We start from the raw sequence: 6,309 nt of genomic DNA, 5'->3' as shown, positions 1-6,309 counted from the left end.
TTGCTGACCGCCCACTTCGAATTCCGGGGCACCCCGGCCATGGCGCAGGCCGTGGCGGCGGGCAGCCCTGCCACGTCCGTTGCCGCACCCGGCGTCACCTCGCCCCCGGCCTCCATGCCCGCCAGCACGCCGTCCAGCGTCCCCAACATGGAAGGCAAGGAAGTGCGCTTCGGCATCTTCTCCTCCTCCCTGTTCGCCACCGTCACCACCGACGCCTCGTGCGGCGCGGTGAACGCCATGCACGACAGCCTGACCCCGCTGGGCGGGCTGGTGCCCCTGCTGAACATGCAACTGGGTGAAATCATCTTCGGCGGGGTGGGTTCCGGCCTGTACGGCATGGTGCTGTTCATCATCCTTACCGTGTTCCTGGCCGGGCTGATGGTGGGCCGCACGCCCGACTACCTCGGCAAGCGCATCGAAGGGCGCGAGGTCGCCTGGTCCGTGGCGGCGCTGCTGCTGCCCGCCATGCCGCTGCTGGGCTTCACCGCCCTTTCCGCCGTGGGCTGGGGGCCTGAAGCCCTTGCCAACGCGGGAGCGCACGGCTTTTCCGAACTGCTCTACGCCTACACCTCGTCCGCGCAGAACAACGGCAGCGCCTTCGGCGGGCTGGCGGCCAACAGCCCGGTATTCAACCTGACCACGGCGGCATCCATGCTCATCGGTCGCTTCGGCGTCATGCTGTGCATGCTGGTGGTGGCCGGTTCGCTGGCCTCGCGCAGGCCGCGCCCGGTCACCGACGCCTCGTTCCCCGTGGAGGGCGGCACCTTCGCCCTGCTGCTGACGTCCGTCATCATCATCGTGGGCGCGCTCACCTACCTGCCCGCCCTGTCATTGGGCCCCATCGTGGAACACCTGCAAATGCTCGAAGGGCTGCTGTTCTAGCCCACACCATAGGTACTCGCCATGAAACGCAATCGCACGCAATCGCACGCCCCCTCCATGTACCGCCGCGCGGTGCTGGATGCCTTCCGCAAGCTGGACCCGCGCATTCTCGCCAAAAACCCCGTCATGTTCGTGGTGGGCGCGGGCAGCCTGCTGACCACCGCCGCCTTCCTGCACGAACTGGCCCTGCGCGGCTGGGGCCCGCAGGCCTCGTTTGGCGGGCAGATCAGCCTGTGGCTGTGGGCCACGGTGCTGTTCGCCAACTTCGCCGAGGCCCTGGCCGAAGGGCGCGGCAAGGCCCAGGCCGACACCCTGCGCAACGCCCGGCGCGACACCCCGGCAGTGCGACTGCGCGACGGGGGAAAGACCGAAGAGGTGTTCGCCTCTGCCCTGACCCCCAATGATCTCGTGGTAGTGGAGGCTGGCCAGATGATCCCCGCCGACGGCACGGTGGTGGAAGGCGCGGCGGCCGTGGACGAATCGGCCATCACCGGCGAATCGGCCCCGGTGGTGCGCGAATCCGGCGGCGACCGCAGCGCGGTCACCGGCGGCACCACCGTGCTTTCCGACCGGCTGGTGATCCGCGTGACGCAGGAGCCGGGCAAGTCGTTCCTCGACCGGATGATCGCCCTGGTGGAAGGCGCGGAACGCCAGAAGACCCCCAACGAGATCGCCCTGAACATCCTGCTGGCCGGGCTGACCATCGTCTTCCTGGTGGCCGTGGTCACCCTGAAGCCCTTCGCGCTGTTCCACGGAGTGAACGTGGGCGTGGTGGTGCTGATCGCCCTGCTGGTGTGCCTGATCCCCACCACCATCGGCGGGCTGCTGGCGGCCATCGGCATCGCGGGCATGGACCGCCTGCTGCGGCGCAACGTGCTGGCCATGTCGGGCCGCGCGGTGGAGGCGGCGGGCGACGTGGACGTGCTGCTGCTGGACAAGACCGGCACCATCACCCTTGGCAACCGCATGGCCTCGGACTTCTTTCCCCTGCCCGGCGTGGACCGCGCGACGATGATCCGCGCGGCGCTGCTGGCGTCTTCCGGCGACGAAACCCCGGAAGGCCGGTCCATCGTCGATCTCGCCCGCTCCCAGGGCGCCGACGCCGCCATGTCCGCCACCACCAGCGGGGCGCAGCGCATTCCCTTCACGGCGCAAACCCGCATGAGCGGCATCGACCTGCCGGACGAACAACTGCGCAAGGGCGCCACAGACGCCGTGCTGGCCTGGGCCGACAGCCTCGGGCTGCCCGGCATGGCCGCACACCACGCCGAGGCGCAGAAGCTGGCCGACGCCATCGCCACCGACGGCGGCACCCCGCTGGTGGTGGCGTCCACCGTGGAGGGCGTGCTGGGCGTCATCCACCTGAAGGACGTGGTGAAACCCGGCATGCGCGACCGGTTCGAGCGCATCCGGGCCATGGGCATCCGCACGGTGATGATCACCGGCGACAACCGGCTGACGGCACAGGCCATCGCCGCCGAGGCTGGCGTGGACGACTACCTTGCCGAAGCGAAACCGGAAGACAAGCTGCACCTCATCGTGGACATGCAGAAGGGCGGGCGGCTGGTGGCCATGTCGGGCGACGGCACCAACGACGCGCCCGCGCTGGCCCAGTCGGACGTGGGGCTGGTGATGAACACCGGCACCCAGGCCGCGCGCGAGGCGGGCAACATGATCGACCTCGATTCCGATCCCACCAAGCTCATCGAAATCGTCGAGATCGGCAAGCAGCTGCTGATCACGCGCGGGGCGCTGACCACCTTCAGCGTGGCCAACGACGTGGCCAAGTACTTCGCCATCATCCCCGCCATCTTCGTGGCCTCGCTGCCCCAACTGGGCGCGCTGAACGTGATGCGCCTGACCAGCCCGGAAAGCGCGGTGCTTTCCGCCGTCATCTTCAACGCCCTGATCATCGTGGCGCTGATCCCGCTGGCCCTGCGCGGCGTGCGCTACCGCCCGCGCTCCACCGCGCACGCGCTGCGCACCAACCTGCTGGTGTACGGCCTTGGCGGGCTGATCGCCCCGTTCATCGGCATCAAGTGCATCGACCTGCTCATCACCGCCCTTGGGCTGGTGTAAAGGAGTATCCCCATGATCGCTCTCGTCAGACAATCCCTGGTGGTCACCCTGCTGCTTGCGACCGTGCTGTGCGGCGCGTACCCTGTGCTCGTGACCGGGGCGGCGCAAGCCCTCATGCCCCACAAGGCCAACGGCTCGCCCGTGCTGGCTGGCGGGCGGGTAACGGGTTCTGAACTGATCGGACAACTGTTCTCCGAAGCCGGGTATTTCCATGGCCGCCTTTCCGCCGCCGGAGAAACCGGCTATGACGCCTCGGCCTCCGGCGGGTCCAACCTGGGCCCCACCAGCCAGAAACTGGCCGACCGGATGCAGGCGGACGCCGCCGCCCTGCGCGCGGAAAACCCGGGCTGGACCGCCCCCCTTCCTGCGGACATGGTCACCGCGTCGGGCAGTGGCCTTGACCCGCACGTGAGCCCCGAAGGCGCGCGCATGCAGGTGGCCCGCGTGGCCGCCGCGCGCGGATTGTCCATGCAGGCGGTGGCCGAACTGGTGGAAGCGCACGTGGAAGGCCCGCAACTGGCCCTGTTCGGCGAACCGCGCGTCAACGTGCTGCGCCTGAACCTGGCGCTGAACGCTCTGGCGGGTGGAGGGGCAGAAGGCAACTAGGGCGGGCCTTGCGACAGGTCTTTCAAAAAACCGAAGGACCGTCGACTGCCCGGCATGCGTACCGCGCCCTTCCCCGCGCGGCAGGGCTTTCGATCTCCGGCAAGGAAAATGCGCCTTTTACGAAGGCGAGCGCGCGGCAGTTGTCAGGCAAGCGCGAAGGTCGACCCGGAGGACGCGTAGCGTGGCCGCAGGCAGGCATGCGAGCCATACGGCCACGCTACGCCGAGCGCGGGCCTTGCAAATGGCGACCGCAGGGCGCTCTGATGTGCGTGACCGGAGTAAAAAAGGCGCATCTGACGCAGCCGGAGGGCGAAACCCCGAAGCGCGGGGACGTCATGCAACCGGAGGAACAATGGAAGGATTCGCGGAACTGCTGGCCCGCAAACGCCAGGGTTCGCTGAAAGTCTATCTTGGCTACGCGGCGGGCGTGGGCAAGACCTACGCCATGTTGCAGGAAGGCCACCGGCTGCGGCAGGCCGGGTTCGACGTGGCCATCGGCTACGTGGAACCTCACCGCCGCCCGGAAACCGCCGCGCTCATGGACGGGCTGGAGGTGGTGCCCCCGCGCATGTGCCGGGTGGGCGACGCCCTGTTTCCCGAGGTGGACGTGCCCGCCGTGCTGGCCCGCCGCCCGCAGGTGGCGCTGGTGGACGAACTGGCCCACACCAACGCCGCGGGTTCGCCCAACCCCAAGCGCTACCGTGACGTGCTGGAGATCATGGAGGCAGGCATCAACGTCATCACCACGCTCAACGTGCAGCACCTGGAATCGGTGGCCGAGCGGGTGGAGACGGTGACCGACATCCCGGTGCGCGAACGGCTGCCCGACGCGGTGCTGCACCGCGCCGACCAGGTGGTGAACGTGGACGTGACCAAGGAAGAGCTGCGCGAGCGGCTGCGCCTGGGCAAGATCTACGGGCCGGAGCAGGCCGAGCGGGCGCTGATGGGCTTTTTCACCTACCAGAACCTGTCGCTGCTGCGCGAACTGTGCCTGCGCGAGGCCTCGGGCGACCAGGTGCGCAAGATCACCGAGCAGGGCCTGCTGTCGCGCGAGGCCGCCGGAGACGCCGTGGAGGCGGTGATGGTGGCCCTGAGTTCCGACCCCACCGACGCGGAAACCCTGATCCGCCGGGGCATGCGCATGGCCAGCCAGTTCGGTTCGCCGTGCTACGTGGTGTACGTGCGCCGCCCCAGCGAAACCCCGGTGCGCATCGACGCGGGGTTGCAGCGCGTGCTGCAGAACAACCTGCGCCTGGCTGCCCTGCTGGGGGCGGAAGTGGTGCAACTGGAAGGGCACGACGTGCCCGAGGCGCTGGTGAACTTTGCCAGCGAGCGCAACGTGCGCCACGCGGTATTCGGCAAGTCGCGCCTGTCGCCCCTGCGCGAGCGGCTGCGCGGATCGTTCATCCTCGACTTTCTGCACGAGGCGGTGGGGGTGGACGTGCACATCGTCAACACCACCCCCCGGGAGGCCCCATGAGCGCCAGCCCGTATGCGTCCTTCACGGAGGGGTTCCAAGCGGATGGACATGGTCGGAATGCGTCCGGTCCTGCTGTTTCCGGCGGGGACCATCCCGGCAGAAACGCCCCCCATCCGCCGCACACGTCCCACGGGCCGGAATCCCACGCCGGACCGCGCGCCACCCCGTTGCCCACCCTGCAAAAGCGCATCCGGCGCGACTTCCTGCGGCTGGTGGGGCTGTTCGGGGTGCTGGGCATCGTGCTGGTGGGCGCGGTGTTCGCCGCCGGGCGCATGCCCAATCTGCTGGTACGCATGAACTACGATTCCATCGCCTGGGTGCGCGAGATGGAAACGGCCATGAACGGCCTGCGCTTTGCCGCCCAGTATCCGGAGCGGGACGGCGCCGGCTGGGTCGCCGCCTTCGAGGCCGCGCTGGACCGGGCGGACCGCAACATCACCGAACCGGATGAACCGCAGGCGTTGACGGACATCCGCACCGCCTGGGTCGAGTTCCGCCGGGCGGCAACGGGGGCAGCCCCCGCCCCCAATGCCCCCGATACCGTAGATGCGGCCCACGCAAGGCTGCGCGCCGCATTGTCCGGGCTGGTGGAAGTGAACGAACGCGGCATGTTCCGGCGGCTGGACCGCAACAACCTGCTGCGCGACGCAACCGTACTGGGCGCGGCGGCGCTGTTTCTGGCGGGTACGCTGTGGGCGGTGCTGCTGGCGGACGGCATCGCGGCCCGCGTCTCCCACCCGTTGCGCCGGGCGGCGGAAGTGTTCAAGGAACGCCCCCGCCTGGGCGTGCCGTTGCACCTGCCCCTGCCCCAGACCCTGGAGGTGCGCGTGCTGTTCGACGAACTGGTGCGCCTGTGGGGGCGCCTGAGCGAACTGGATGCCCTGAACGTGGGCAGCCTGACGGCGGAAAAGCGCAAGCTGGAGGTCATCCTTGAATCGGCGGACGACGCCATCCTGGTGCTGGACGGCGCAGGCACGGTAGCCCACGTCAGCGAACGGATGCTGCCACTGCTGGGGCTTGCGCGCGAACAGGTGCTGGGCATGCCCTGGGCGGACCTTTCCACCGCCGCGCCCAATTACCTCGCCCTGCGCGGGGCGCTGGACGCCAGCCTGCAAGGCAAACGCGACGTGACCCTGACCGAAGGCGGCGAGGAACGGGTATTCGTGGCCCGGCGGCGGGATCTGGTGGGCGGCGACGCCCACGGACTGGCGGAGGTCGGCGGCGACGCCCACGGGCTGGCAGGGGTCGGCGGCGACGCCCAC

General features: G+C 69.3%; 5 protein-coding genes. All 5 read left to right on the top strand.

Translation table 11 applies throughout. The features are described 5' to 3' along the window. The coding region (locus FVW20_RS05495; RefSeq protein ID WP_231038894.1) for a potassium-transporting ATPase subunit KdpA at positions 1-882 on the top strand (882 nt) is incomplete at its 5' end. Positions 883-903: 21 nt separating this feature from the next. Then, entirely contained in the window at positions 904-2,961 is a 2,058-nt protein-coding gene (kdpB, locus tag FVW20_RS05490) for a potassium-transporting ATPase subunit KdpB (protein ID WP_196608633.1), read from the top strand. Between the two features lie 12 nt (positions 2,962-2,973). After that, positions 2,974-3,567: a potassium-transporting ATPase subunit KdpC gene (gene kdpC, locus FVW20_RS05485; RefSeq protein ID WP_196608632.1), complete on the top strand. Its 594-nt coding sequence runs from the start codon at positions 2,974-2,976 to the stop codon at positions 3,565-3,567. A 352-nt stretch (positions 3,568-3,919) separates the two neighbouring features. Next, the gene (locus tag FVW20_RS05480) at positions 3,920-5,047 is read left to right on the top strand and encodes a universal stress protein (RefSeq protein WP_196608631.1); all 1,128 of its coding nucleotides are present in this window, start codon (positions 3,920-3,922) and stop codon (positions 5,045-5,047) included. A gap of 167 nt (positions 5,048-5,214) precedes the next feature. Beyond that, on the top strand, positions 5,215-6,309 hold a 1,095-nt coding region (locus tag FVW20_RS05475; RefSeq protein ID WP_231038893.1), incomplete at its 3' end, for a PAS domain S-box protein.

This window comes from Nitratidesulfovibrio oxamicus (assembly GCF_015731765.1).
In the GTDB taxonomy this organism is placed as follows: Bacteria; Desulfobacterota; Desulfovibrionia; order Desulfovibrionales; family Desulfovibrionaceae; genus Cupidesulfovibrio; species Cupidesulfovibrio oxamicus.
The sequence above is the reverse complement of the archived record's forward strand: the minus strand, read 5'-3'. Positions and strand labels throughout refer to the sequence as shown.